The following is a 22,894-nucleotide window of genomic DNA, read 5'->3' as shown; positions in this document are numbered from 1 at the left end:
AACCGCGCCGCAAAGCTTGCCGCGGGGCCGGCGCGCGCCTATCTGCTTGGGCATGAAAATTCCATTCCTGAACCGCCCGGCGCATGTCGCCGTCCTGCGCCTGCAAGGCGCCATCGGAGCCGCCGGCCGCGGCGGCTCTGGCCTTTCCGACGCAACGCTCGCGCCGCTGCTGGAACGCGCATTCCGGCGCAAGAAGCCGGTCGCGGTCGCGCTTGCGGTCAATTCGCCCGGCGGATCGCCCGTGCAGTCCAGCCTGATCGGCGCCCGCATCCGCCGCCTGTCCCAGGATCACGACGTCCCCGTCCATGCCTTTGTCGAGGATGTGGCGGCATCGGGCGGCTATTGGCTGGCCTCAAGCGCGGATTACATCTGGGCCGATGACAGCTCGGTCCTGGGCTCGATCGGGGTGATCGCGGCGGGCTTCGGCTTTACCGAACTGATCCAGCGCCACGGCATCGAGCGGCGCGTGCACACCGCCGGCCGCTCGAAATCCATGCTGGACCCGTTCCGCCCCGAAACCCCCGAGGATGTCGAGCGGCTGGACCGCCTGCTTGGCCCCATCCATCAGGCGTTTCAGGATCAGATTCGCAGCCGTCGCGGCGGCCGGCTGGCCGAGGGACGCGATCTTTTCACCGGCGAGGTCTGGACCGGCCGCGAGGCGGTCGAGCTGGGGCTGGCCGATGGCATCGCCCATCTGGTGCCGAAAATGCGCGAACTTTACGGCGAGAAGGTACGCTTTCTGACCTATGGCCAGCGCGTGCCGTGGTTCCGGCGCTTTGGCATTTCCGCCGATGATGTCATCGACTCCATCGAGGAACGGGCCGCGTTTTCGCGTTTCGGGGCGGGCCGGGGATGATCAAATTCGTCATCCTGTGCCTTTTGGTCATCATCGCGCTGGCGCTTCTGGCCGGCCCGGGCGTGCGCCGGATCATCGCACGGATTCTGGGGCTGCCGCATAAATGATCGTCGATCTGTTTCTGATTCTGGCCGGACTGGTGGCGCTGGTCGTGGGCGGCGAATTTCTGGTGCGTGGCGCCGTCGCCATGTCGCTTCGGCTGGGTCTGCCGCCGCTGATCGTCGGGTTGACGGTGGTCGCCTTCGGCACCTCGGCGCCCGAGATGATCGTTTCGGTCGCGGCGGTGCTGAACGGGTCGCCCGATATGGCATTGGGCAATGTCGTCGGCTCGAACATCGCCAATATCCTGCTTGTGCTGGGCCTGCCGGCGCTGATCGCGGGCATTCCGACCCGCGATGTCGATTTGCGCGAAAGCTGGGTGCTGATGGTGGGCGCGTCGCTTTTGCTGATCGCCATGGCCTGGATGGGGCCGATCGGGCGCATGCAGGGGCTGATCCTTTTGGTGACGCTTGGCCTTGTGATCTGGCGTCAGATCACGACCGCGCGCCGTGACGGCGCCGCCGTCCCCGAACTCGAGGCCGGGTCCGGGACCACCGTCGCCGGCTGGCCGCGCATCCTGATCTGGCTGGCGATCGGGTTGATCGCGCTGCCGCTGGGCGGACAGGTTCTGGTCACCGGGGCCACCGATATCGCCCGGGTCTTTGGCATCAGCGAGGCGGTGATCGGCCTGACGCTGGTCGCGGTCGGCACCTCGCTGCCGGAACTTGCGACCTCGGTCATCGCGGCGATCCGGGGCCGCGCCGATCTTGCGCTTGGCAATGTCATCGGCTCGAACATTTTCAACATCCTGTCCATTCTGGGGATCACGGCGCTGATCGATGCGCTGCCGGTGCCCGAACAGATGCTGAATCGCGATCTGTGGATCATGCTGGCGACGGCGCTTTTGCCCGCGCCCTTCCTGTTCCGGCGCTGGCCGATCAACCGCCCCGTGGGCGCGGCGTTCATCGCCGCCTACGGGCTTTATGTGGGGGCGATGCTATGACCGCACTGATCACCGGGGGGGCACGGCGCCTTGGCCGGGCCATCGCGCTATATCTGGCCGGGCGGGGACAGGATGTCGCGATCCATTACCACGGTTCGGACGACGAGGCCCGCGCCACCGCCGCCGAGGCCCGCGCATTCGGCGTCCGGGCCGAGGCGTTCCACGCCGATCTTTTGGATCTGGACCAGACCGAGGCGCTGGTCGGGCGGGTCACGGCCGAAATGGGTCAGCTGGATCTGTTGGTCAACAACGCCTCGATCTTTGAACATGATCGGATCGACACCGCGACGCGCGACAGCTGGGACCGGCATCTGGGTTCGAACCTGCGCGCGCCCTTTATCCTGACCCAGGCCTTCGCGGATCAGGCCCCAAAGGCCGATCACAGCGACGGCGAGCCGCGCGCGCGGGCACAGGTCATCAACATGATCGATCAGCGGGTGCTGAAGCCGACGCCGGAATTCATGACCTATTCGCTTGCCAAGGCGGGGCTTTGGTGGCTGACCCGGACCCTGGCCCAGGGGCTTGCGCCCGATATCCGGGTGAACGCCATCGGCCCCGGTCCCACGCTGCGCGGCGCGCGTCAAAGCGACGAGCATTTCGCCCGCCAGCGCGCCGCCACCATCCTTGAACGCGGCGCCGGCCCCGAGGATATCTGTGCCGCCCTTGGCTATCTGATGGATGCCCCCGCGGTCACCGGACAGTTACTTTGTGTGGATGGCGGCCAGCACCTTGCATGGCGCACGCCCGATATTCTGGGGGTAGAATAGGTGGGCTCTTCGCCTCTGGCGCGACAAGTTGTCCACTTTCGGTCCGACCTTCACGAATTCTTCACGATTCTGGCAAGGATTTCAGGGGATTGTGCCAGTGACAAAAAATTCTCCGCAATATCATGGCGTTATTTTAATGCCCAATTATTAGGCAGATCAGCAATTCCCCATGATTGCCCCGGCAAACACCCCATACCCCCAAGGTCATTCACAAACTTATCCACAGATTCCGTGGACAGGTTTAATCTTGAACTTTCCGGTTCAAACTTGCAGCCGCAGCAAAGAATCACTTCGTTAACAAAATGATCGATTCCCCCCCCTCTGATATGCCGCAAAAGACCGGGCAGGCGCTGATTCAGGACTATCTGAAGACGCTCGACAGCTCGCCGGGCGTCTATCGGATGCTGGATGCGCAGGGGGCGGTGCTTTACGTCGGCAAGGCACGGAACCTGCGGGCGCGGGTTTCGAATTATGCGCGCGGCACCGGGCATTCGGCGCGGATCGCGCGGATGATCCGCGAAACCTGTTCGATGATGTTTCTAACCACGCGCACCGAGACCGAGGCGCTGCTTCTGGAACAGAACCTGATCAAGCAGCTGAAGCCGCGCTATAACGTGCTGCTGCGCGACGACAAGTCGTTCCCGAACATTCTGGTCGCCAAGTCGCATCCCTTTGCCCAGATCAAGAAGCATCGCGGCGCCAAAGGGGAAAAGGGCGACTATTACGGCCCCTTTGCCAGCGCCGGCGCGGTGAACCGGACGCTGAACCAGTTGCAGCGGGTGTTCTTGCTGCGCAGCTGCACCGACGCGACCTTTTCAAGCCGCACCCGGCCCTGTCTGTTGTATCAGATCAAGCGCTGCGCCGCGCCCTGTGTCGGGCGCATCGACAAGCCCGATTACGACGCGCTGGTTCAGGACGCGGAACTGTTCCTTCAGGGCAAATCGACCCGCATTCAGGCCGATCTGGCCCGCGAGATGACGGATGCCTCGGAGGCGATGGAATACGAACGCGCCGCCGCGCTGCGCGACCGGATCAAGGCGCTGACCGCCGTCCAGTCGGTTCAGGCGATCAACCCGCGCGGCGTCCCCGAGGCCGATATCATCGCGCTGCATATCGAGGGCGGTCAGGCCTGCGTGCAGGTGTTTTTCATTCGCGGCAACCAAAGCTGGGGCAACCGCGATTTCTATCCGCGCCTGAACGGCGTCGAATCCGCCGATGAGGTGATGCAGGCCTTTCTGGTCCAGTTCTATGACGGCAAGGTGCCGCCGCGCATGATCTTGCTGTCGCACGGGATCGAGGATCCCGATCTGATGACCGAGGCGCTGTCGGGCAAGGCCGGGCGCAAGGTGACGCTGGGCGTGCCCCAGCGTGGCGAAAAGGCCGAGCTGGTGGAAAACGCCCTGCGCAATGCGCGCGAAAGTCTGGCCCGGCGCATGTCGGAAAGCGCCGCGCAGGCGCGTCTGCTGGACGGTCTGGCCGAGGCATTCGACCTGCCGGGTCCGCCGCGCCGGATCGAAATCTATGACAACAGCCATATTCAGGGCACGAATGCCGTCGGCGGCATGGTCGTCGCCGGCCCCGAGGGCTGGATCAAAAGCCAATATCGCAAGTTCAACATCAAGGGCACCGAGATCACGCCCGGCGACGATTTCGGCATGATGAAAGAGGTCCTGACCCGGCGCTTTTCGCGCCTTTTGAAAGAGGACCCGGACCGCGAATCCGAGGCCTGGCCCGATCTTTTGCTGATCGATGGCGGCGCGGGCCAGGTCAGCGCCGTCCATGAGATCATGGCCGAGCTGGGGGTCGAGGACATTCCCATGATCGGCGTTGCCAAGGGCACGGATCGCGACCACGGCAAAGAGGAATTCTATCGCCAGGGCCAGCGTCCCTTTGCGCTGCGCATGAACGATCCGGTGCTGTATTTCGTCCAGCGCATGCGCGACGAGGCGCATCGCTGGGCCATCGGCACCCATCGCGCCAAACGGGCCAAGACCACCATGGCCAACCCGCTGGACGAAATCGCCGGTGTCGGCGCCGCCCGCAAGCGCGCGCTGCTGGCCCATTTCGGCAGCGCCAAGGCGGTCAGCCGCGCCGGTCTTGCGGATCTGATTGCCGTCGACGGCATCAGCGAACAGCTGGCGCAAAAGATCGTCGATCATTTTCACAAGGGCTAGGGCCGACCGTCAAAGGGGGGCCTGCCGCCCCCCTTTTCGAACCTGTCCCGCAGCGGCTTAATGCGCCGTCATCTCGTCCACGACCTGCGCGGCATTCAGCGCGGCCGGGTAATAGGTCGGCCAGTTGGTCAGTTCTTTCAGGATCTCGGCCCGGTCCTCACCCCAATACAGGTGATAATGGCCCGCCTTGCCCGGCGCGATGGCATGGTCGCTGAACTGGATAAAGCCGGGCGCATCCGCATCGCCTTCGACCTTTTTATAGATGAAGCGGACGCCGCGATTGCCCTTTTTATAGGTCAGGATCTCATGGCCATCGGCGGCATAGCGGCCCTGAACGGTGCCGCCATCGCGATGGAAGGCCACGTTGTCGCCGTCGATCACGATCCGGTTCACATCGGTCTTGTAGCCGATTTCGTAATAAGCCCGGTATTCGGCGGCGGTCTTGTCGCCATGCTCGGCCTTATGGGCCATGACCGGGTCCAGCGCGCCCGAGATCAACAGCGGATAGACCGACTGCCAGTCGCCCTGCCAATCGGCCAGCGTGCGCGGCGCGATCTGCTCATCCTTGAAATAGCCCTTGTAGATTGCCTTGCGGGCCTCGGCGTCCTTGTCATCGGCATGATCGTGGTCGTGGCCGTGGTCATGCGCGTGATCGTGGCTGTGATCATGGGCCGCGGGCTTGGCAGATTGCGCAAGCGCCGGTGCACCCAAAGCCAGCACCGCCGCCAGGGCCAATGCGCCGATTTGCCTTACATCATGTCCCTTCATTCGAAAACGCCTTTCCAGTTTGCGTTAATGTAATGTTATTACATATCGGCTCATAATCAAACCCAGGCCCGGGGGCAAGCACCCCGAACACATCCGGGGGCCGTCAACGTGTCGCGCCCCCTTCCCCCGGCCCGCACAAGTGCCTAGATTGCGCCCATGCGCTGGACATTGCCCAATATCCTGACCCTTCTGCGACTTGCAGCCGCGCCGCTGGTGCCGCTGATGTTCCTGTTTCTCAGCCGGCCCTTCGCGGATTTCGCGGCCCTGGTGCTGTTTCTGGTCGCCGCCATCACCGATTGGTTCGACGGCTATCTTGCCCGGCTCTGGGGACAGGAAAGCCGATTCGGCGCCGCCATGGACCCGATCGCGGACAAGGCCATGGTCATCATCGCCGTGGTCGTCATCACCGGCTATTCCGGCATGAACCCCTGGCTGATCCTGCCGGCCACGATCATCCTGTTTCGCGAGGTCTTTGTGGCAGGGCTGCGCGAATTTCTGGGTGACCAGTCGCGGCTGCTCAAGGTCACCAAGCTCGCCAAATGGAAGACCACCGCCCAGATGGTGGCCATTGCCGTGCTGTTTCTGGGCACCGGGCTGAAATATTACGAGGTCGGTCACCCGCCGCTGGTCGGTGAGCCGCGCCTGCCCTGGTCCAGCAGCTGGTCGGATCTGGCGACGCAGCTGGGCCTGCTGCTGATCTGGATCGCGGCGGTTCTGACCGCCATCACCGGCTGGGACTATTTCGACAAGGCCCGCCCCTATCTGAGGGACGATCATGGCCGTTGACGTGCTGTATTTTGCCTGGCTGCGCGAACGTATCGGTCATCCGCGCGAGCGGATCGAAACCGACGCCACGACCGTGCGCGAGCTGGTGGCCCAGCTGGCGGCCATGGACGAATGGCATGCGGCGGCCCTGTCGGACCTTTCGGCGGTGCGGGTCGCGCTGGATCAGGAACTGGCCGATCTGGACGCGCCCCTGGCCGGGGCGCGCGAGGTCGCGTTCTTTCCGCCGATGACCGGGGGCTGAGATGTCGGCGCGCCTGCAATCCGAAATCTTTGACATCGGGACCGAGCTGCGCGGCTTTGGCGCCGACGCCGGCGCCGTCGTCGCCTTTTCCGGGCTGGTCCGCGACGAGGGCGGCCGGCTGACCGCGCTTGAGATCGAGCATTATCCCGGCATGACCGAAAAGGCACTGACGGCCTATGGCGCGCAGGCGGCGGAACGCTTTGGGCTTGCCGATTGGCGCATCATCCATCGCCATGGCCGCCTTGGCGTGGGCGAGCCGATCATGATGGTCGCCACCGCCGCGCGCCACCGCAAGGCCGCCTTCGAGGCGGCGGAATATCTGATGGACTGGCTGAAATCGCGCGCCCCCTTCTGGAAGCGCGAGATCGGCCCCGAGGGGCCCGGCGCATGGGTCGAGGCACGGTCCGAGGACGAGGACGCGCTTGCCCGTTGGTAAGCCCTGAACATTGCAATCCCGGCGCGCGGCAAGCATATAGGCCGCAACCAGACCGGATGACATCGCGGAGCTTTGCATGACCTACCTGGAGTTCGAAAAGCCTCTTGCCGATATTGAGGGCAAGGCCGAGGAACTGCGCGCGCTGGCGCGCAAGGGCGAAGGTGTCGATCTGGAAAAAGAGGCGGCCGGGCTGGACAAGAAAGCCGACGAGATGCTGCGCGACCTTTACAAGTCGCTCGATCCCTGGCGCAAGACGCTGGTCGCCCGCCATCCCGAGCGTCCGCATTGCAAGGATTATATCGAACAGCTGTTCACCGAATACACCCCCATGGCCGGCGACCGCGCCTTTGGCGAGGATGAGGCGGTGATGGGCGGCCTTGCGCGGTTCCGCGACAAGCCCTGCGTGGTGATCGGCCATGAAAAGGGCAATGACACCAAGTCGCGCATCTCGCGCAATTTCGGCATGGCCCGGCCCGAAGGCTATCGCAAGGCGATCCGGCTGATGGATCTGGCCGACCGGTTCCGCCTGCCGGTGATCACGCTGGTGGACACGCCCGGCGCCTATCCCGGCAAGGGCGCCGAGGAACGCGGCCAAAGCGAGGCCATCGCCCGTTCGACCGAGAAATGCCTTCAGATCGGGGTGCCGCTGGTCTCGGTCATCATCGGCGAGGGCGGATCGGGCGGCGCCGTGGCCTTCGCCACCGCCAACCGCATCGCCATGCTGGAACATTCGATCTATTCGGTGATCTCGCCCGAGGGCTGTGCCTCGATCCTGTGGAAGGATGCCGAGAAAATGCGCGAGGCGGCGCATGCGCTGAAGCTGACGGCGCAGGATCTGAAAAAGCTGGGCGTGATCGATCAGATCATCCCCGAGCCGCTGGGCGGGGCGCAGCGCGCGCCCGTCGAGGCCATCGATGCCGTGGGCGATGCGATTCACGCGATGCTGGCAGAGCTGGCGGGCAAGAAGCCGGCCGAGATCATCAAGGACCGCCGGCAGAAATTCCTGGCCATGGGGTCGAAGGCGCTGGCCTGAGGCGGCGCACCCGGCGCCGTTTGCGCGGTCGCATGGATATTTGAGTGAAGAAGAATTCGAAGGCCCGGCCGTGATGGTCGGGCCTTGCGCTTTCTGGATCAGGCGCGGGCGGCGCGGATCGAATCCTCAAGGATGTCGAGGGCTTCGTCGAAAACATTGTCCTGAATGGTCAGCGGCGCGAGGAAGCGGATGACATTGCCGTAAACGCCGCAGGTCAGGAGGATCAGGTTGCGTTTAAGGGCCTCTTCGCGGACGCGGTTGGCCATGTCGGGATTGGGCTTGTCGCCCCCGGCGATATTGAATTCGACCGCATTCATGAAGCCGGGGCCGCGGATATCGGCGATTTCGGGCACGTCCGAGGTGATGCCGGCAAGGCGTTGTTTCAGCCGCTGGCCAAGCCGGGTGGCGCGGTCGCAAAGCTGTTCGTCCGCGATCACATCAAGCACGGCATGGGCGGCCGCGACCGCCAGCGGGTTGCCGGCATAGGTGCCGCCAAGGCCGCCGGGGTTGGGGCTGTCCATGACCTCGGCCCGGCCGGTGACGGCGCTGATCGGAAGGCCCCCGCCCAGCCCCTTGGCCATGGTCGTCAGATCGGCCGCGACGCCGTGATGTTCCATCGCAAAGAGCTTGCCGGTGCGGGCAAAGCCGGTCTGTACCTCATCGGCGATGAGCAGGATCTTGTGCTGGTCGCAGGTCGCGCGCAGGCGCTGCATGAAGCCGGCCGGCACCTCGTAAAAGCCGCCCTCGCCCTGCACCGGCTCGACGATGATGGCGGCGACGCGGGCAGGGTCGATATCGGCCTTGAACAGGCGGTCGAGCGCAGCCAGTGCGTCATCCGCGCTGACCCCGTGCAGGTCGTTGGGGAAAGGCAGGTGCCAGACATCGTTCATCATCGGCCCGAAGCCGGCCTTATAGGGCTGAACCTTACCGGTCAGCGACATCCCCATGAAGGTACGCCCGTGAAAGCCGCCGGCAAAGGCCACGATGCCCGGGCGGCCGGTATAGTGGCGGGCGATCTTGATGGCGTTTTCGACCGCCTCGGCCCCGGTGGTGTAGAAGGCGGTCTTTTTCGGGAAATCGCCCGGCAGCGCCGCGTTCAGCCGTTCGGCCAGCGCGACATAGTTTTCATAGGGCACCACCTGATGACAGGTATGGGTGAAACGGTCGAGCTGATCCTTGACCGCCTGGATCACGCGCGGGTGGCGGTGGCCGGTATTGACCACCGCGATGCCGGCGGCAAAGTCGATATAGCGATTGCCGTCCTTGTCCCAGATTTCGGCATTCTCGGCGCGGTCGGCATAGATCTGTGTGGTCATGCCGACGCCGCGCGAGATGGCGGCGTTCTTGCGGTCGGTCATATTGGTCATGTCAGCCCCCTGATGGACGATTCGGCGTGATGCTATACGCGCGCCTGCGCGGCGAGAAGGGCCGCTTGCGCTATCACCGCGCTTGCGGCACCCTGCCCCGGTTCAAGTCAGGTGGCCCGATGTTTCCGATCCGCGATCACAACCCGTCCGAGCGCACGCCCTATGTCACCTATGCGCTGATCATCCTGAATATCGCGATGTTTCTGATCACCGCGCCATGGGCCGGCGGGGCGACCGGGCTTTGGGACCGGCTGGCACTTTATCCGGTCGCGATCATGCATGGCGAATGGCTGTGGGGGTTGGTCACGCATATGTTCCTGCATGCGGGGATCATGCATATCGCCGGCAATATGCTGTTTTTATGGGTGTTCGGCGACAACCTCGAGGATCAGATGGGGCATCTGGGCTTTCTGGTCTTTTATCTGGCCTGCGGGCTGGCGGCGGCGGCCGGGCAGATCGCCATCGATCCGATGAGCACGATCCCCATGGTCGGGGCCTCGGGGGCGATTGCCGGGGTGATGGGGGGGTATCTGTTGCTGTTCCCGCGCGCCCGCGTCGATGTGATCGCCATCATCATCATTATCATCAAGCGCTTTACGATTCCCGCCTGGGTGCTGCTGGCGGTCTGGTTCGGGATCCAGATCGTGTCCAGCGCGGCCGGCGCCGATCAGGGCGTGGCCTATATGGCCCATATCGCGGGGTTCATCGCCGGGATCGTGCTGGCGGTGCCGCTGTTTCTGCGCCGGGGCGGGACCGCGTTCTGGAACCGCACCCAGGGCCGGCCGCCGCATCCCCCGATCCAGTACACGCGCAGCCGCATCCCGTTGGTGCGGCGCTAAAGCTGGCCCCGGCTCATATGCCGCTTGCCGGCAAAGCCGGGGGCGCGGGTGACGGCAAAACCCGCCGCCGCAAGGGCCCGGCGCACATGGCCCGCCGCCGTATAGGTGGCGAATGTGCCGCCGGGCGCGGTATGGGACGCGACCTCGGCCATCAGATCCGCGCCCCAAAGCTCGGGGTTCTTGGCCGGCGAAAACCCGTCCAGAAACCATGCATCCGCCCGGCCCGGCCATGCCGGCAGGGCGGCGCGGGCATCGGCCTCGATCACCTCGGCGCTGACCTGTCCGACGGTGAAACGCCGCGCGGGCCAGCCGTCGCGCATCTGGGCGGACAGATCCGCCAGTTCGGGGAACGCCGCATGCGCGCGCGCCAGTTCGTCCACCGCCATCGGATAGGCCTCGAAGCTGGTAAAGCGGACCGGCACCGTGGCGATCCGGGCCAGCGCCAACAGGTTCAGCCCGGTCCCAAAGCCCAGTTCGGCTATGTGAAAGCCGGGGCACAGCCGCGCCGGCAGGTCATTGCCGCCAAGAAACACATGCCGCGTCTCGTCCAGCCCGCCATTCAAGCTGAAATACGGATCGTCGAACCGGCGCGAAACCGGGATCGCCCCCTCGCGCCAATCCAGATCGGCGCTGCTCTGGCCCTGATGATCCATCCGCGCTAACTCCTTTTCCCGGGCAGATGCGACAAGGGGCGACAGAATGGCAAGCGCAAAGATCACCATCGCCGGGGCCGGCATCTTCGGGCTTAGCTGTGCATGGGAATTGACGCGCCGGGGCCAGCCGGTGCGGGTCTATGAGGCGGGGCGGATCGGCGCCGGATCCTCGGGCGGGCATGTCGGCGCGCTGGCGCCGCATGCGCCGGAAAACTGGAACCCCAAGAAGCAGGTCCAGCTTGAGGCGCTGATCGCCGCGCCCGGCTGGTGGGCGGCGGTGGCCGAGGCGGGCGGCAAGGATCCCGGCTATGCCCGGGGCGGCCGCATCCAGCCCGTCGCCGCGGGGACCGAGGACCGGCTGCGCGAACGCATTGCCCATGCCCGCGCCAATTGGCCCGATTGGGCCGGGATGGCGCTGACCGATCGCCCCGAGGCGGCGCTGGTGCCCGCCTCGCCCACGGGACTGTGGCTGATCGACCGGCTGACGGCGCGGATCAGCCCGCGCGCGGCGGGCAAGGCGCTGGCGGCGGCGATCCGTGCCGGCGGCGGCGAGATCATCGAAGACATGCCCGCGCCCGACGCCCCCGCGATCTGGGCCACCGGGGTGGCGGGGCTTGCGCCCTTTGGCGGCGGCGGGGTCAAGGGTCAGTCGGCGCTGCTGGCATTCGCGGCTCCTGGCCAGCCACAGGTCTTTGCCGACGGGCTGCATATCGTGCCCCATGGCGACGGCACGGTCGCCATCGGCTCGACCTCGGAACGAGGCGTCCTTGACACCGGCACCGATGCCCAGCTTGAGGCGCTGATCGCCAAGGCCCGGACGATCTGTCCGGTGCTGGCGGATGCACCGGTCGTGGACCGTTGGGCCGGGATCCGGCCGCGCGCCCCGTCCCGCGCGCCCATGGTCGGGCCATGGCCGGGACGCCCCGGGCATTATGTCGCCAATGGCGGCTTCAAGATCGGTCTTGCGATGGCGCCCGCCGTGGCCGCGATGCTGGCCGACCTGATCCTCGAAGGCCGGGACCGCATCCCCCAGGGCTTTCGTCCCCCCGCTATGGCAGCGGGCTGACCCCGATCACCAGCGGGTGCAGGTGAAACAGCGCCGCCCAGATCACCGCCGCCGCCAGCAGGCGCGGCCATGCCACCCGCAAGGCAACGCCCCGGCGCAAACAGATCCCCAGCCCGAACAGCGCATAGATCAGCATCAGCCCGAACAGGATCCCATGCGCAAGATCGCCATTCGCGACCAGATGCGCCCCGGCCCAAAGCGCGAACCCCGCCATCAGCCCGGCCATACCCCCAATCGCCGCCGCCAGCACCGCCACCGGCATCGCCAGATTGACCAGCCAACGCATCCACGGCTCTTGCGGCCAAAGCTCGACATAAGGCGCCCGGCCGGACGCCACGATCAACCAGTAAAGCAGCGCCAGCGACAGGATGCTGTAGCCGATGACATAGGCGCGCTTGCCGAAACGCGCGATCAGCGGGGCGCGAAACCGCGCCGGGATCACATGCGATCCCAGAAACGCCGCCAGCGCGATTGAAAATTCAGCCCATTCCATGGCCGCGACCCTAGTCCGCGGTGCATGGGGCGGCAATCCGCGTTGACGCCGCCAGCCCCTGCGGCATGATGTCCGAAACGAAAGGGACCGACCATGACCCGCCTTGAGACAGCCTTTGCCGCCATCGATCAGGCCAATTCCGCCGACCCGAACCTGACGGACGGGCAGCCCAACGAACTGCTTTACGGACAGCGCATGACCGCCGAACAGGACATGCTCTATCCCGGGGCTGCCGATCCCCTGCGCATTGCCTGCCGGGGCCAGCATATCGAACGCTGGACGCTGCCGCGCCACGATTTCGCGATGGACCGCCCCGGCTATCTGGCATGGCGCACCGAACAGGGCCGCCGCCACGCCGCCCGGGTGGCCGAAATCATGCGCGCGGCCGGCTATGACGATCACGACATCCAGCACGCCGAAAAGATGCTCATGAAACAGGGGATCAAGCGCGACGAGGACGTGCAGGCGCTTGAGGATGTGGCCTGCTTCACCTTCATCCGCTGGTATATGGGCCCCTTCTCGCAGACCCGCGACCCCGACGAGATGCTGCGCATCGTCGAAAAGACCGCGCGCAAGATGTCGCCCATGGCCCGCGCCCGCGCGCTGACCGAATTCGCCATCCCCGAACCCTTCGCCGCCGCCTTCCGTGACTGAGATCCTGATCGTCGCCCATGGCCAGCCGGGCGACCCCGAACCCCAACAGCTGGCGGTCGAAGCGCTGGCCGCCCGCATCGCCGCCCACCTGCCCCGGGCACGGGTCCGGGGCGCGACGCTGGCCATGCCCGGCGCACTGGATATCGCGACGCCCGAAACGCTGATCTATCCGATGTTCATGGCATCGGGCTGGTTCACGCGCAGCGAACTTCCCCGCCGCCTTGCGCTGGCCGGCGCCGAGGGCGCGCGCGTGCTGCCGCCCTTTGGCAGCAGCCCCGGCCTGCCGGCGCTTTGCCTGCAACTCATCGCCGATGCGGCCGCCGCACAAGGGTGGCCGCCGGGCGAAACCCATCTGCTGATCGCGGCCCATGGCTCGGGCCGCTCACCCGCCCCGGCCAGGGCCGCCCGCGATCTGGCCGATCAGCTGGCCCCGCATGTCGCCGCGACGACCTGCGGCTTCATCGAGGAAGCCCCCTTCATCGCCGATGCCGCCCGCGACCTGCCCGCCCGCACGATCTGTCTGCCGCTCTTTGCGACCAATGCCGATCACGTCACCGAGGATCTGCCCGATGCCCTGCGCGGCGCAGGCTTTCGCGGGATCACCCTGCCCCCGGTCGGCATGGCCGCCGCCGTCCCCGAAATGATCGCCGAAAGCATCAAGGCCGCCCTGAACGCGCGGCCCTGATCTTCTTCTTCATTCAAATATCCATGCGGCCGCGCCACCGGGCGCGGTCCGTGCCTACATCGCGGCCAGCTGTGCCAAAGCCGCCCTGATCCGGGCGATGTCATCCTCCAGCGCGGCAAGCTTGTCGCGGGTTTCCTCGATCACCTCGGGTTCGGCATTCTCGACGAATTTCGGATTGCCCAGACGCCCGCGCAACCCGCCCGCATCCTTTTCGGTCTTGGCAACGGATTTCTCGAGCCGCGCGGTCTCGGCCGCGACATCGATGATATCGCCGACCGGCAGCGCGAAACTGGCGCCCAATGCCGCGACCGAAATCATCCCCGGCCCCATCGCACCCTCGACGGGCGCATTCACCCGGGCAAGCCGCTCGATCAGGGGCGCGTTCGCCGCCAGCGCGGCGCGCGCGGCCGCGTCCGCCTCGGTCACGATCAGGTCAAGACGCGCGCCCGCCGGCACGCCGATCTGCGCCCGGGCCGAGCGGATGCTTTCGATCAGCGAAATCACCCAGTTCATCTGGCGGTCGGCATCAGGATCGATCAGCTCGGCGCCATAGGTGGGCCACGCGCCATGGACCAGCATCCCGTCGCGGGTCCCGGTCAGCGCCCAAAGCTCTTCGGTCAGGAAGGGCATGACCGGATGCAGCAGCGCATAGCACTGATCCAGCACCCAGCCCATCGTGGCCTGCGTCTCGGCGCGATATTCGCCGTCAAACAGCGGCTTCGAGAGCTCGACATACCAGTCGCAGACCTTGCCCCAGACAAAGGCGTAAAGCCCGTTCGCGGCATCGTTGAAGCGATAGGAGGCCAGCGCCTCGTCGGTCGCCATGCGGATGCGGGCGACCTCGCCGATGATCCAGCGGTTCACGACATGCTGGGGCGCGGGGCGCGCAACGCCGCCGCGCACATCGTTCATTTCGGCGAAACGGGTGGCGTTCCAGATCTTGGTGACGAAATTGCGGTTCGCCTCGACATGCTTGGGGCCAAGCTTGGGGTCGCGACCCATCGCGGCCATGCTGGTCAGCGTGAAACGCAGCGCATCGGCGCCATATTCGTCGATCAGCGTCAGCGGGTCGATGACGTTGCCTTTCGACTTCGACATCTTGGCGCCCTTTTCGTCGCGCACCAGGCCGTGGACATAGACCGTGTGGAACGGGATTTTCCCCACCACCTCAAGCTGCATCATCATCATCCGGGCGACCCAGAAAAAGATGATGTCAAAGCCGGTGACCAGCACATCGGTCGGGAAATATTTCGCCATTTCCGGCGTCTTTTCCGGCCAGCCCAGTGTCCCGATGGGCCAGAGGCCGGAGGAGAACCATGTGTCGAGGACGTCGGGGTCGCGCATGATACGAACGCTTTGGCCGCCATAAAGCGATTCTACCGATCTGTCTCTAGACAGAGAAACAGTAAATTCAGGCCCATAGTAAGCCCTTGCAATTTCAAGTGCTTCGACCTCACTCGCGGCACAGAACGGGATAACAGGATAGCCATCAAGTGAAGTGAAGGACTGCTTTACCTCCGGGTTAACACCGGCCTTCAATGGCCCATACCAGACCGGGATCTGATGCCCCCACCACAGCTGGCGGGAAATGGTCCATGGCTCGATATTTTCCAGCCAGTTGAAATAGACCTTTTTGTGCTGCTCGGGCAGGATCTGGGTGCGGCCGTCGCGCACCGCGTCCAGCGCCGGGCCAACGATGCGCTGCGTATCGACGAACCACTGATCGGTCAGCATCGGCTCGATCACCACGCCCGAGCGGTCGCCAAAGGGCTGCATGATCGGCTTGGCATCGACCAACGCGCGGCGTTCCAGATGCTCGGCGCCGGTTTCCTTGTCGATTTCCTTGTGCAGATAGGTGACGGCCAGCCCCTCGGCGCCGATCTGCTCGATCACCAGCTTGCGCGCCTCGTAACGGTCCAGCCCGCGCAGATCCTCGGGGACAAGGTTCACGTTCGAGACATCGCCGACATCCTCGCCCCGCGCGGCGCGGGTGGCGATTTCGGCGCTTTCGGCATAGCTGAGGCCATCGGCGCGCATCGCGCCCTTGCTGTCCATCAGCGCGTAAAGCGGGATGCCGTTGCGCATGGCAACGCCATAGTCGTTGAAATCATGCGCGCCGGTGATCTTGACCGCGCCCGAGCCGAAATCCGGGTCCGGGTATTCGTCGGTGATGATCGGGATCAGGCGGCGGTATTCCTTGGGGCCGACCGGAATTTCGACCAGCTTGCCGACGATGGGGGCATAGCGCGCGTCACCCTGATGCACCGCCACCGCGCCATCGCCCAGCATGGTTTCGGGCCGCGTCGTCGCGATGCTGATGTAATCGCGGGTCTCGCGCAGAGTGACGTTTCCGTCGGCGTCGCGTTCGACATATTCATAGGTCTCGCCGCCGGCCAGCGGGTATTTGAAATGCCACATATGGCCGGGCACTTCGCGGTTCTCGACCTCAAGATCGGAAATCGCGGTCTCGAAATGGGGATCCCAGTTCACCAGCCGTTTGCCGCGATAGATGATGCCGCGACCATCCGGCCCTTTCTTGTTGTAGAGGTCAACAAAGACGCGGATCACGGCGTCGTGGAAATTCCCTTCCTCGCCCGCCGGGGCGCCCGGCGCGCCGGACATGGTAAAGGCATTGCGCGACCAGTCGCAGCTGGCGCCAAGGCGTTTCAGCTGGTTGATGATGGTGTCGCCGGATTCCTGTTTCCAGGCCCAGATCTTTTCGACGAATGCGTCGCGCCCGATCTCGCGGCGGTTGGGTTCGCCGCGTTCGGCCATGCGCCGTTCGACCACCATCTGGGTGGCGATGCCGGCATGGTCCTGACCGGGTTGCCACAGCGTGTCGAACCCCCGCATCCGGTGCCAGCGGACCAGAATGTCCTGCAAGGTATTGTTCAGCGCGTGACCGATATGCAGGCTGCCGGTGACGTTCGGCGGCGGGATCATCACGGTAAAGGTCTTGTCGTTCGTTTCGGCATTCGCGACGTGAACGCCGGCCTTGAAGGCCCCGGCCTTTTCCCATTGCGCGCTGATGCGGCCTTCGGCGGCCTGCGCGTCGAAACTCTTGTCCATGCTCATCTCGACAATCCCCTTGCTTGAGCACGGATTAACGAATGACCGGGAAAAGGCCAAGATGCGGCGGGAAAAACCCCTTAAGTTTGCGGGCCGGGACCTTGGGGCGCCCGCCCCGCATGGGCGGCCCGTCTAGGCCTGCGCGGCCATGCGGGCGTCGGCCGCCTGCCAATGCGCCATGTGATCGGCCAATGCCCGCTGAAATGCGGGGCGCGCCGTCGCCCGCGCCACATAGGCCGTCAGGGCCGGATGACCGGCCAGCGCCTCCATCGCGGCGGGCACGCGCAGCACATCGGCCAAGAGGATATCGGCGGCGCTGAAATCACCGGCAATCCAGTCGCGGCCCTGCATGACCCGTTCCAGCGCGTCCAGCCGGGCGACCATCCCCTGGCGGGCATGTTCCACCACCTCGGGGGGCGAGGGCGGGCCAAAGATCGCGGGATGGCGTTCGGCCATCTGCATCAACGCCCATCGCCCGGTCGCCCCCTCGACCGAGTTCAGCGCGGCGATCAGCCATTGCGTGATCTCGGCGCGCCGGGCCTCGGGCAAAAGCGGGGTGCCCTCGGCCAGATGCAGGACGATGGCGCCGCTTTCAAACAGCGTCAGATCGCCGTCGCGCAGGATCGGCACCTGTTCAAAGGGCTGAATCTGGCGATGCGCGACAGATTTCGGCATCACCGGAAGGGTTTCCACCGCATAGGCGACCCCCGCCTCTTCGGCGGCCCAGCGGGCGCGGATGTCGCGCACGAAGCCGCGCGGAAATTCGGGCAGCCATTCATAGGTGACGATGGTGACGGGATCGCGGGACATCAGCTTGCCTCCAACGGGCCGACAATGGCGAAATGCGCCCCCTGCGGATCGCGGGCCATGGCGATAAAGGCCGGGCCGGGCACCTCGACGGGACCGTGCAGCACCGTGCCGCCGGCGCCGGTGATGCGGTCGATCGCCGCCTTGACGCCGTTCACCCCGAAATAAGGCAGCCAGCAGGGTTGCGGCGCATTGCCCAGCCCCATCATCCCGCCGATATCGGTGCCTTGCCACGCGAACAGCTGATAAGTACCCATCCCGTCCATCTCGACGGCCCGGGACCTGGTCCAGCCGAACAGCGCCGCATAGAAATCAAAGCCCGCGGCGGGATCTGTGCTCATCAGCTCGATCCAGTTGCCATGGCCATCCTTGCGCTGGTTCCATGCGCCCGCCTCGACCGGCGGGTTCGGGTCCATCGGCGCGGGTTCCAGCAGGCCAAAGGCCGCGCCCTGCGGATCGGCGGCGATGGCAAAGCGGCCGGTGCCGGGAATGTCGGCGGGTTCGCGAAAGATCATGCCGCCCAGCGACCTGATTTTCGCCGCCGCCGCGTCGATATCGTCAACGTCCAGATAGATCATCCATGCCGGCGGCATGCCCACGACATCGGCCGGCATCTCCATGGCACCGGCGATCATGTCGCCGCCATGGCTGGCCAGATGATAGGTCATGCCGTCCATGCCGGAATCGGCAAAGTCCCAGTCAAAGACCTTGCTGTAAAAGGCCGTGGCCGCCGCCAGCGCGCCTTTTTCGGTCGACAGCTCGAACCAGCAGGGTTTTCCGTGATACATCGCAATTCCTCCTAATGATCGGCCTAGTGATCGGCCATACCGTGGCTGACCATCCAGCTGGTGCCGAAACGGTCGGTGCACATGCCGAACCCCTTGGCAAAGAAGGTCGGGCCATATGGCATAGCGATGCGGCCGCCCTCGGCCAGCCGCTCGAACAGCGCCAGCGCCGCCGCCCCATCGTCCCGCGTGACCGAGATCGAGACCCCGGCCTGAGGCACGCCGCCATATTGCGGCGGCATGTCGGCGCCCATCAGAACGCCGTCCGGGGTCACGATCTGGGCATGCATCAGCCAGCCCTTCTGTTCGGGGGAAGTTCGGGGCCCCCTGCGTCGGCGGGGATTTCGGAAAACGGGCTGGTCTCGGGCGTGGCGCCAAAGACCTTGCCGTAAAAGGCGAAAGCCTCGGCGCATTGACCCTGAAACGACAGATAGGGAACGAAGGGCATGGCGGGTTCCTCAGGCTTTCATATCCACGATGGGCGCAAAGCCGCCCCACATCATGCGCATGCCGTCAAAGGGCATCTCGCCCATGTTCTGCATGTCGGGATCCTCCATCATCGAGGCGAATGCGGCGTCGGCGGTGGCCCGGTCCGGCCATTCAATCCAGGAAAAGACCACGGTTTCGTCGTCCTTGGCCTTGGTCGCCATGTAGAAATCGGTCACCTTGCCATGGGGCACGTCCTCGCCCCACGCCTCGATCATGCGCAGCGCGCCGCGCCTTTGAAATACCGGCCAGGATTTGGCGGCGTGGTCGGCATAGGCCTTTTTGTTCGCGGTCGGAACGGCGATCAGGAAGCCGGAATAATAGCTCATGTCTTTTCTCCTCCACAGACAGGGCGCGAAAAGCACCGATGCGACTCAGCGTGGCACTTGCAGTAGTAAAAAGCAACTGATAATATCAAAACATGACTTACACCGGCAAAATCTCGCGCCTTCGCTATGACGAGGGTTGTCTGGGCGCCCACGCCCTGAACTTCATCGGCGACCGCTGGGCGCTGCTGGTGGTGCGCGAGCTGATGTTTCAGCCCAAGCGGTTTCAGATGATCCGCGCCGGCATGCCCGGCATCACCGCAAGCGTGCTGACCCAGCGGCTGGCGCAGCTGGTCCAGGCGGGGGTCGTGACCCATGACGAGGTGCTGGGAATCTATGCGCTGACCGATGCGGGCCGCGCCCTGCATCCGGTCCTGACCGAACTCTGCCGCTGGGCGCTGATCATGCCGGGGCACGATCCGTCGAAATTCATCAGCATCTCGGCGCTGATGATTTCCATTTCGGCGACGGTGGATGCGGGCCGGGCCGCCGGATCACCGATCCGCGCGGGCTTTGTGTCCGGCCACGAGGGGTTCGAGGTGGTGCTATCGCCCGCCGGCGCGCCAAAGGTCACGGCCGCGCGCACCCCCGGGGCGGATTTTGTTCTGGAAGGCAGCGGCAACGCGCTGGCCGCCGCGATCTATGGCCCCGGGCCGGTCGCACTGGCCTCGCTGGGCAAGATCACCCTGCGCGGCGACCGGGCCGCCGCGCAGGAATTCGCCGGTTTCTTCAGCCTGCGGCCTCAGATCAGGTCCAGCAGCGAATCACCCGAGGACAGCGCACAGGCGCCCGGCGATTCCTCGACCTGAAGCTCGGTCACCACGCCATCCGCGACCAGCATCGCATAGCGTTTCGAACGGCCGTTGACCCAGCCTTCGCCCACGATATTCATGCCCAAAGCCTTGGTATAGCTGCCATCGGCATCGGCCAGCACCTCGATCCCGGCCGAGGTGGCGCCGGTATCGCTGGCCCAGGCGCCGGCGACAAAGGGATCGTTGACCGTGATGCAGATGATGCGGGTCACGCCACGCTCGCGAAACTTGTCGGCGTTTTTCACGAAGCTGGGCATATGGGCGTTGGTGCAGGTCGGCGTATAGGCGCCCGGCACCGCAAAGATCGCGATATGGCCCGTGGCCAGATCGGCGGCATCGACGGGCTCGGGGCCGTTGGGGCCGGGTTTCAGCAGCTGGCCCGCGGGCAGCGTGTCGCCTTTCGAAATGGACATGTGCGTTTCTCCGTGAATTGCATCGTCGTGGGGGCGACTATAGGCTGCGGCGCGCAGGCAGACCAGCGAGGGCAGAGAATGAACATCGTGATCCTTGGCGCCGGGCAGGCTGCGGCCTCGATGGCGGCGAAACTGCGCGCGCTGGGGCATGAGGGGGCGATCACGCTGATCGGCGATGAGCCCATCGCGCCCTATCAGCGCCCGCCCTTGTCCAAGGCCTATCTGCTGGGCGAGATGGATCAGGACCGGCTGACGCTGCGCGCGCCCGAATGGTGGGCGGAAAACGCCATCACGCTGCGGCTGGGCGAACGCGCCACCGCCATCGACCGCGACCGTCGCATGGTCACGACGACCGGCGGCACGCTGGACTATGACGCGCTGGTGCTGACGCTGGGGGCCACGCCGCGCCGCCTGCCCGCCGCGATGGGCGGCCATCTGCCCGGCGTCATGGTGGTGCGCAATATCGCCGATATCGCCGCGCTCCGGCCCGCGCTGGCGCCGGGGCGGCGGCTGGTGGTGATCGGCGGCGGCTATATCGGGCTTGAGGCGGCGGCCGTCGCCCGCAAGCTGGGCCTGAACGTCACGCTGGTCGAGGCCGCGCCGCGCATTCTGGGCCGCGTCGCCGCCGCCGAAACCGCCGACATGATCCGCGACCTGCACCGCGCGCATGGCACCGAGATCATCGAAGGCACGGGCATCGCCCGCATCACCGGCACGGATGCGGCGGATGGGGTCGATCTGGCCGATGGCCGCCACCTGCCCGCCGATCTGGTCATCTGCGGCATCGGCGTTGCCCCCGAGATCGCGCTGGCCGAGGCCGCCGGGCTGGCCATCGACAACGGCATCGCCACCGACACACAGGGCCGCACCGCCGATCCCGCGATCTGGGCGGCGGGCGATTGCGCCAGCATTCCGGGCGCGGATGGCCGGTTGCGGCTGGAAAGCGTCGGCAATGCCATCGACATGGCCGAGGCGGTGGCCGCGAACATCCTTGGCGCGGGGGCCGATTACGCGCCCAGACCGTGGTTCTGGTCCGATCAGTTCGACGCGAAATTACAGATCGCCGGGTTGAATGCCGGCTACGACCAGGTGGTGACGCGGCCCGGCGCGGGGACGCATTCCGGCTCGGTCTGGTATTACCGCGACGGGCGGCTGATCGCGGTCGATGCGCTCAATGACGCCCGTGCCTATATGATCGGCAAGCGCCTGATCGAGGGGGGCAAGTCGCCAACCCCCGAAACCGTGGCGACGGCCCCCGATCTGAAGGCGCTGATGTGATGCGCATCGTTGGCGGCAATCTGCGCGGGCTCAAGCTTGCGGATGTGGGCGCGGGCGATCCGGCCGCGCATCTGCGCCCCACGACCGACCGGGTGCGCGAAGCGATCTTCAACCTGTTGATCAACGGCACGCATGGCAATCCGGTCCCCGGCGCGCGGGTGCTGGACCTGTTTGCGGGCACCGGCGCGCTGGGGCTTGAGGCGCTGTCGCGCGGCGCGGCGCGGGTGGCCTTTGTCGATGACGGCGTGGCGGCGCGGGCCTTGCTGCGCCAGAATGTCGAAAAGGCCCGGGCCATGGGCGTCACCGACATCTGGCGGCGCGATGCGACGCGGCTGGGCGAAAATCGCGGCGCGCCCTATGGGCTGGTGTTTCTGGACCCGCCTTATGGCAAGGGTCTGGGCGAAACGGCGCTGGAATCGGCGCTGGCGGGCGGCTGGATCGCCCCCGGCGGCATGGTGGTCTGGGAAGAATCCGCCCCACCCGCGCAGATCGCCGGCCTGACCCGGATCGATCAACGCAAATATGGCGACACGCTGGTCACATTGTTGCGCGCGGAACACGCCTAGGTGGCACGATCCAGCTTGGTGGACAGGTGAATCAGGCTTTCACTGGATTTCACGCCGGTCAAACCGCCGATCTGATCCAGCACATCGTCCAGCTGACTGGTCGATACGGCGGCCAATTGCAGCAAAAGATCAACCCGACCGCTGGTCGTATGAATGCGCTCGACCTCGGGCAGGCTGCGCAGCCGGGTCAGGATCGCAGCCTGGGCGCGCGGCTCGATATTCACCATGCAGGTGGCGCGGATGCGATGTTCCCGCGCGGAATCGCCCAGCCGCAGCGTATATCCGGCAATGGAACCCGATGTTTCCAATCGCTCAAGCCGGGCCTGCACCGTCGAGCGCGCGACCTTGAGTCGCCGCGCCAGCACCGCCACCGACATGCGCGCATCCTGCGCCAGATGGGCCAGAATGCCCCGGTCAAGCTCGTCCATCCCCAGCCCTGTCATATTGACGAAACAATGGTTATATTAACCGAACTCATGCCCATTTCCACCC

The 22,894-nt window shown here is 65.6% G+C and carries 27 protein-coding genes; 15 read left to right on the top strand and 12 right to left on the bottom strand.

What is annotated here, in order from left to right; translation table 11 throughout:
* Window positions 1–52 precede the first annotated feature (52 nt).
* The 4 genes from ACFOMH_RS03320 to uvrC all read left to right on the top strand — a co-directional run bounded on the left by ACFOMH_RS03320 (window position 53) and on the right by uvrC (window position 4,839).
* Complete coding sequence (locus tag ACFOMH_RS03320; protein WP_377742604.1) at window positions 53–856, top strand: S49 family peptidase; 804 nt, start codon at window positions 53–55, stop codon at window positions 854–856.
* 103 nt (window positions 857–959) lie between these two features.
* Window positions 960–1,898, top strand: coding sequence for a calcium/sodium antiporter (locus tag ACFOMH_RS03315; protein WP_377742603.1), 939 nt, complete (start codon window positions 960–962; stop codon window positions 1,896–1,898).
* The gene (locus tag ACFOMH_RS03310; protein ID WP_374422408.1) at window positions 1,895–2,665 is read left to right on the top strand and encodes an SDR family oxidoreductase; all 771 of its coding nucleotides are present in this window, start codon (window positions 1,895–1,897) and stop codon (window positions 2,663–2,665) included. Before ACFOMH_RS03315 ends, ACFOMH_RS03310 begins: the two co-directional genes overlap by 4 nt.
* 302 nt (window positions 2,666–2,967) lie before the next feature.
* Window positions 2,968–4,839, top strand: a complete 1,872-nt coding sequence (gene uvrC / locus ACFOMH_RS03305; protein WP_377742602.1) for an excinuclease ABC subunit UvrC — start codon at window positions 2,968–2,970, stop codon at window positions 4,837–4,839.
* 57 nt (window positions 4,840–4,896) lie between these two features.
* Here uvrC and ACFOMH_RS03300 read toward each other — a convergent pair whose 3' ends face one another.
* Complete coding sequence (locus ACFOMH_RS03300) at window positions 4,897–5,607, bottom strand: ZinT family metal-binding protein (protein WP_377742601.1); 711 nt, start codon at window positions 5,605–5,607, stop codon at window positions 4,897–4,899.
* A gap of 156 nt (window positions 5,608–5,763) precedes the next feature.
* Here ACFOMH_RS03300 and pgsA point away from each other — a divergent pair, with 156 nt between their 5' ends.
* The 4 genes from pgsA (at window position 5,764) to ACFOMH_RS03280 (ending at window position 8,103) form a co-directional block, all read left to right on the top strand.
* Window positions 5,764–6,393, top strand: coding sequence for a CDP-diacylglycerol--glycerol-3-phosphate 3-phosphatidyltransferase (gene pgsA / locus ACFOMH_RS03295; RefSeq protein ID WP_374422402.1), 630 nt, complete (start codon window positions 5,764–5,766; stop codon window positions 6,391–6,393).
* On the top strand, window positions 6,383–6,634 hold the full coding sequence (gene moaD / locus ACFOMH_RS03290) for a molybdopterin converting factor subunit 1 (RefSeq protein ID WP_374422400.1): 252 nt from the start codon (window positions 6,383–6,385) through the stop codon (window positions 6,632–6,634). The genes pgsA and moaD overlap by 11 nt, the downstream gene beginning before the upstream one ends.
* A gap of 1 nt (window position 6,635) precedes the next feature.
* Window positions 6,636–7,070, top strand: a complete 435-nt coding sequence (locus ACFOMH_RS03285) for a molybdenum cofactor biosynthesis protein MoaE (protein WP_377742599.1) — start codon at window positions 6,636–6,638, stop codon at window positions 7,068–7,070.
* A 76-nt stretch (window positions 7,071–7,146) separates the two neighbouring features.
* Window positions 7,147–8,103: an acetyl-CoA carboxylase carboxyltransferase subunit alpha gene (locus tag ACFOMH_RS03280; protein WP_377742597.1), complete on the top strand. Its 957-nt coding sequence runs from the start codon at window positions 7,147–7,149 to the stop codon at window positions 8,101–8,103.
* Between the two features lie 98 nt (window positions 8,104–8,201).
* Here ACFOMH_RS03280 and ACFOMH_RS03275 read toward each other — a convergent pair whose 3' ends face one another.
* Window positions 8,202–9,470 (bottom strand): 4-aminobutyrate--2-oxoglutarate transaminase, encoded by a 1,269-nt coding sequence (locus tag ACFOMH_RS03275; RefSeq protein WP_377742595.1) that lies wholly within the window; start codon window positions 9,468–9,470, stop codon window positions 8,202–8,204.
* Window positions 9,471–9,589: 119 nt separating this feature from the next.
* Here ACFOMH_RS03275 and ACFOMH_RS03270 point away from each other — a divergent pair, with 119 nt between their 5' ends.
* Window positions 9,590–10,309, top strand: a complete 720-nt coding sequence (locus ACFOMH_RS03270) for a rhomboid family intramembrane serine protease (protein ID WP_374422393.1) — start codon at window positions 9,590–9,592, stop codon at window positions 10,307–10,309.
* Here the strand turns inward: ACFOMH_RS03270 and mnmD are convergent.
* Window positions 10,306–10,962, bottom strand: coding sequence for a tRNA (5-methylaminomethyl-2-thiouridine)(34)-methyltransferase MnmD (gene mnmD, locus ACFOMH_RS03265; RefSeq protein WP_377742593.1), 657 nt, complete (start codon window positions 10,960–10,962; stop codon window positions 10,306–10,308). The two genes, ACFOMH_RS03270 and mnmD, sit on opposite strands and share 4 nt — an antisense overlap.
* 46 nt (window positions 10,963–11,008) lie before the next feature.
* Here mnmD and ACFOMH_RS03260 point away from each other — a divergent pair, with 46 nt between their 5' ends.
* A complete protein-coding gene (locus ACFOMH_RS03260; RefSeq protein ID WP_377742591.1) occupies window positions 11,009–12,028 on the top strand; it encodes an NAD(P)/FAD-dependent oxidoreductase in 1,020 nt (339 codons plus the stop codon).
* Here ACFOMH_RS03260 and ACFOMH_RS03255 read toward each other — a convergent pair.
* Window positions 12,012–12,521 (bottom strand): NnrU family protein, encoded by a 510-nt coding sequence (locus tag ACFOMH_RS03255; RefSeq protein ID WP_377742589.1) that lies wholly within the window; start codon window positions 12,519–12,521, stop codon window positions 12,012–12,014. The genes ACFOMH_RS03260 and ACFOMH_RS03255 overlap by 17 nt on opposite strands.
* Before the next feature lie 93 nt (window positions 12,522–12,614).
* Between ACFOMH_RS03255 and ACFOMH_RS03250 the strand changes: the two genes are divergently transcribed.
* Together ACFOMH_RS03250 and ACFOMH_RS03245 are read left to right on the top strand one after the other, a co-directional pair.
* Window positions 12,615–13,175 (top strand): DUF4202 domain-containing protein, encoded by a 561-nt coding sequence (locus ACFOMH_RS03250; RefSeq protein WP_377742587.1) that lies wholly within the window; start codon window positions 12,615–12,617, stop codon window positions 13,173–13,175.
* Window positions 13,168–13,860 (top strand): sirohydrochlorin chelatase, encoded by a 693-nt coding sequence (locus ACFOMH_RS03245; RefSeq protein WP_377742586.1) that lies wholly within the window; start codon window positions 13,168–13,170, stop codon window positions 13,858–13,860. The genes ACFOMH_RS03250 and ACFOMH_RS03245 overlap by 8 nt, the downstream gene beginning before the upstream one ends.
* Before the next feature lie 54 nt (window positions 13,861–13,914).
* Here the strand turns inward: ACFOMH_RS03245 and ACFOMH_RS03240 are convergent, their stop codons facing one another.
* The 6 genes from ACFOMH_RS03240 to ACFOMH_RS03215 form a co-directional block, all read right to left on the bottom strand.
* Window positions 13,915–16,935 (bottom strand): valine--tRNA ligase, encoded by a 3,021-nt coding sequence (locus ACFOMH_RS03240; protein ID WP_377742584.1) that lies wholly within the window; start codon window positions 16,933–16,935, stop codon window positions 13,915–13,917.
* A 126-nt stretch (window positions 16,936–17,061) separates the two neighbouring features.
* Window positions 17,062–17,739, bottom strand: coding sequence for a glutathione S-transferase family protein (locus tag ACFOMH_RS03235; protein WP_374422381.1), 678 nt, complete (start codon window positions 17,737–17,739; stop codon window positions 17,062–17,064).
* The gene (locus ACFOMH_RS03230; RefSeq protein WP_377742582.1) at window positions 17,739–18,524 is read right to left on the bottom strand and encodes a VOC family protein; all 786 of its coding nucleotides are present in this window, start codon (window positions 18,522–18,524) and stop codon (window positions 17,739–17,741) included. Before ACFOMH_RS03230 ends, ACFOMH_RS03235 begins: the two co-directional genes overlap by 1 nt.
* 23 nt (window positions 18,525–18,547) lie before the next feature.
* On the bottom strand, window positions 18,548–18,811 hold the full coding sequence (locus tag ACFOMH_RS03225; RefSeq protein ID WP_377742580.1) for a hypothetical protein: 264 nt from the start codon (window positions 18,809–18,811) through the stop codon (window positions 18,548–18,550).
* Window positions 18,811–18,969: a hypothetical protein gene (locus ACFOMH_RS03220; protein ID WP_377742578.1), complete on the bottom strand. Its 159-nt coding sequence runs from the start codon at window positions 18,967–18,969 to the stop codon at window positions 18,811–18,813. The genes ACFOMH_RS03225 and ACFOMH_RS03220 overlap by 1 nt, the downstream gene beginning before the upstream one ends.
* 10 nt (window positions 18,970–18,979) lie before the next feature.
* Window positions 18,980–19,336, bottom strand: a complete 357-nt coding sequence (locus ACFOMH_RS03215; RefSeq protein ID WP_377742577.1) for a DUF1428 domain-containing protein — start codon at window positions 19,334–19,336, stop codon at window positions 18,980–18,982.
* A gap of 92 nt (window positions 19,337–19,428) precedes the next feature.
* Between ACFOMH_RS03215 and ACFOMH_RS03210 the strand changes: the two genes are divergently transcribed.
* Window positions 19,429–20,142 (top strand): winged helix-turn-helix transcriptional regulator, encoded by a 714-nt coding sequence (locus ACFOMH_RS03210; protein WP_377742576.1) that lies wholly within the window; start codon window positions 19,429–19,431, stop codon window positions 20,140–20,142.
* On the opposite strand, the gene ACFOMH_RS03205 is transcribed toward ACFOMH_RS03210, so the two are convergent.
* Window positions 20,076–20,558, bottom strand: a complete 483-nt coding sequence (locus tag ACFOMH_RS03205) for a peroxiredoxin (protein ID WP_374422373.1) — start codon at window positions 20,556–20,558, stop codon at window positions 20,076–20,078. The two genes, ACFOMH_RS03210 and ACFOMH_RS03205, sit on opposite strands and share 67 nt — an antisense overlap.
* 78 nt (window positions 20,559–20,636) lie before the next feature.
* Here ACFOMH_RS03205 and ACFOMH_RS03200 point away from each other — a divergent pair, with 78 nt between their 5' ends.
* Together ACFOMH_RS03200 and rsmD are read left to right on the top strand one after the other, a co-directional pair.
* Window positions 20,637–21,836: an NAD(P)/FAD-dependent oxidoreductase gene (locus ACFOMH_RS03200; RefSeq protein WP_377742575.1), complete on the top strand. Its 1,200-nt coding sequence runs from the start codon at window positions 20,637–20,639 to the stop codon at window positions 21,834–21,836.
* The gene (gene rsmD, locus ACFOMH_RS03195; protein WP_374422370.1) at window positions 21,836–22,402 is read left to right on the top strand and encodes a 16S rRNA (guanine(966)-N(2))-methyltransferase RsmD; all 567 of its coding nucleotides are present in this window, start codon (window positions 21,836–21,838) and stop codon (window positions 22,400–22,402) included. Before ACFOMH_RS03200 ends, rsmD begins: the two co-directional genes overlap by 1 nt.
* Here rsmD and ACFOMH_RS03190 read toward each other — a convergent pair.
* Complete coding sequence (locus ACFOMH_RS03190) at window positions 22,399–22,830, bottom strand: Lrp/AsnC family transcriptional regulator (RefSeq protein WP_374422368.1); 432 nt, start codon at window positions 22,828–22,830, stop codon at window positions 22,399–22,401. The genes rsmD and ACFOMH_RS03190 overlap by 4 nt on opposite strands.
* Window positions 22,831–22,894: the final 64 nt, after the last annotated feature.

The organism is Paracoccus mangrovi (genome assembly GCF_042648425.1).
Lineage (GTDB): Bacteria > Pseudomonadota > Alphaproteobacteria > Rhodobacterales > Rhodobacteraceae > Paracoccus > Paracoccus mangrovi.
Note: the sequence above shows the minus strand (reverse complement) of the source record. Positions and strands in the feature narration are given on the sequence as shown.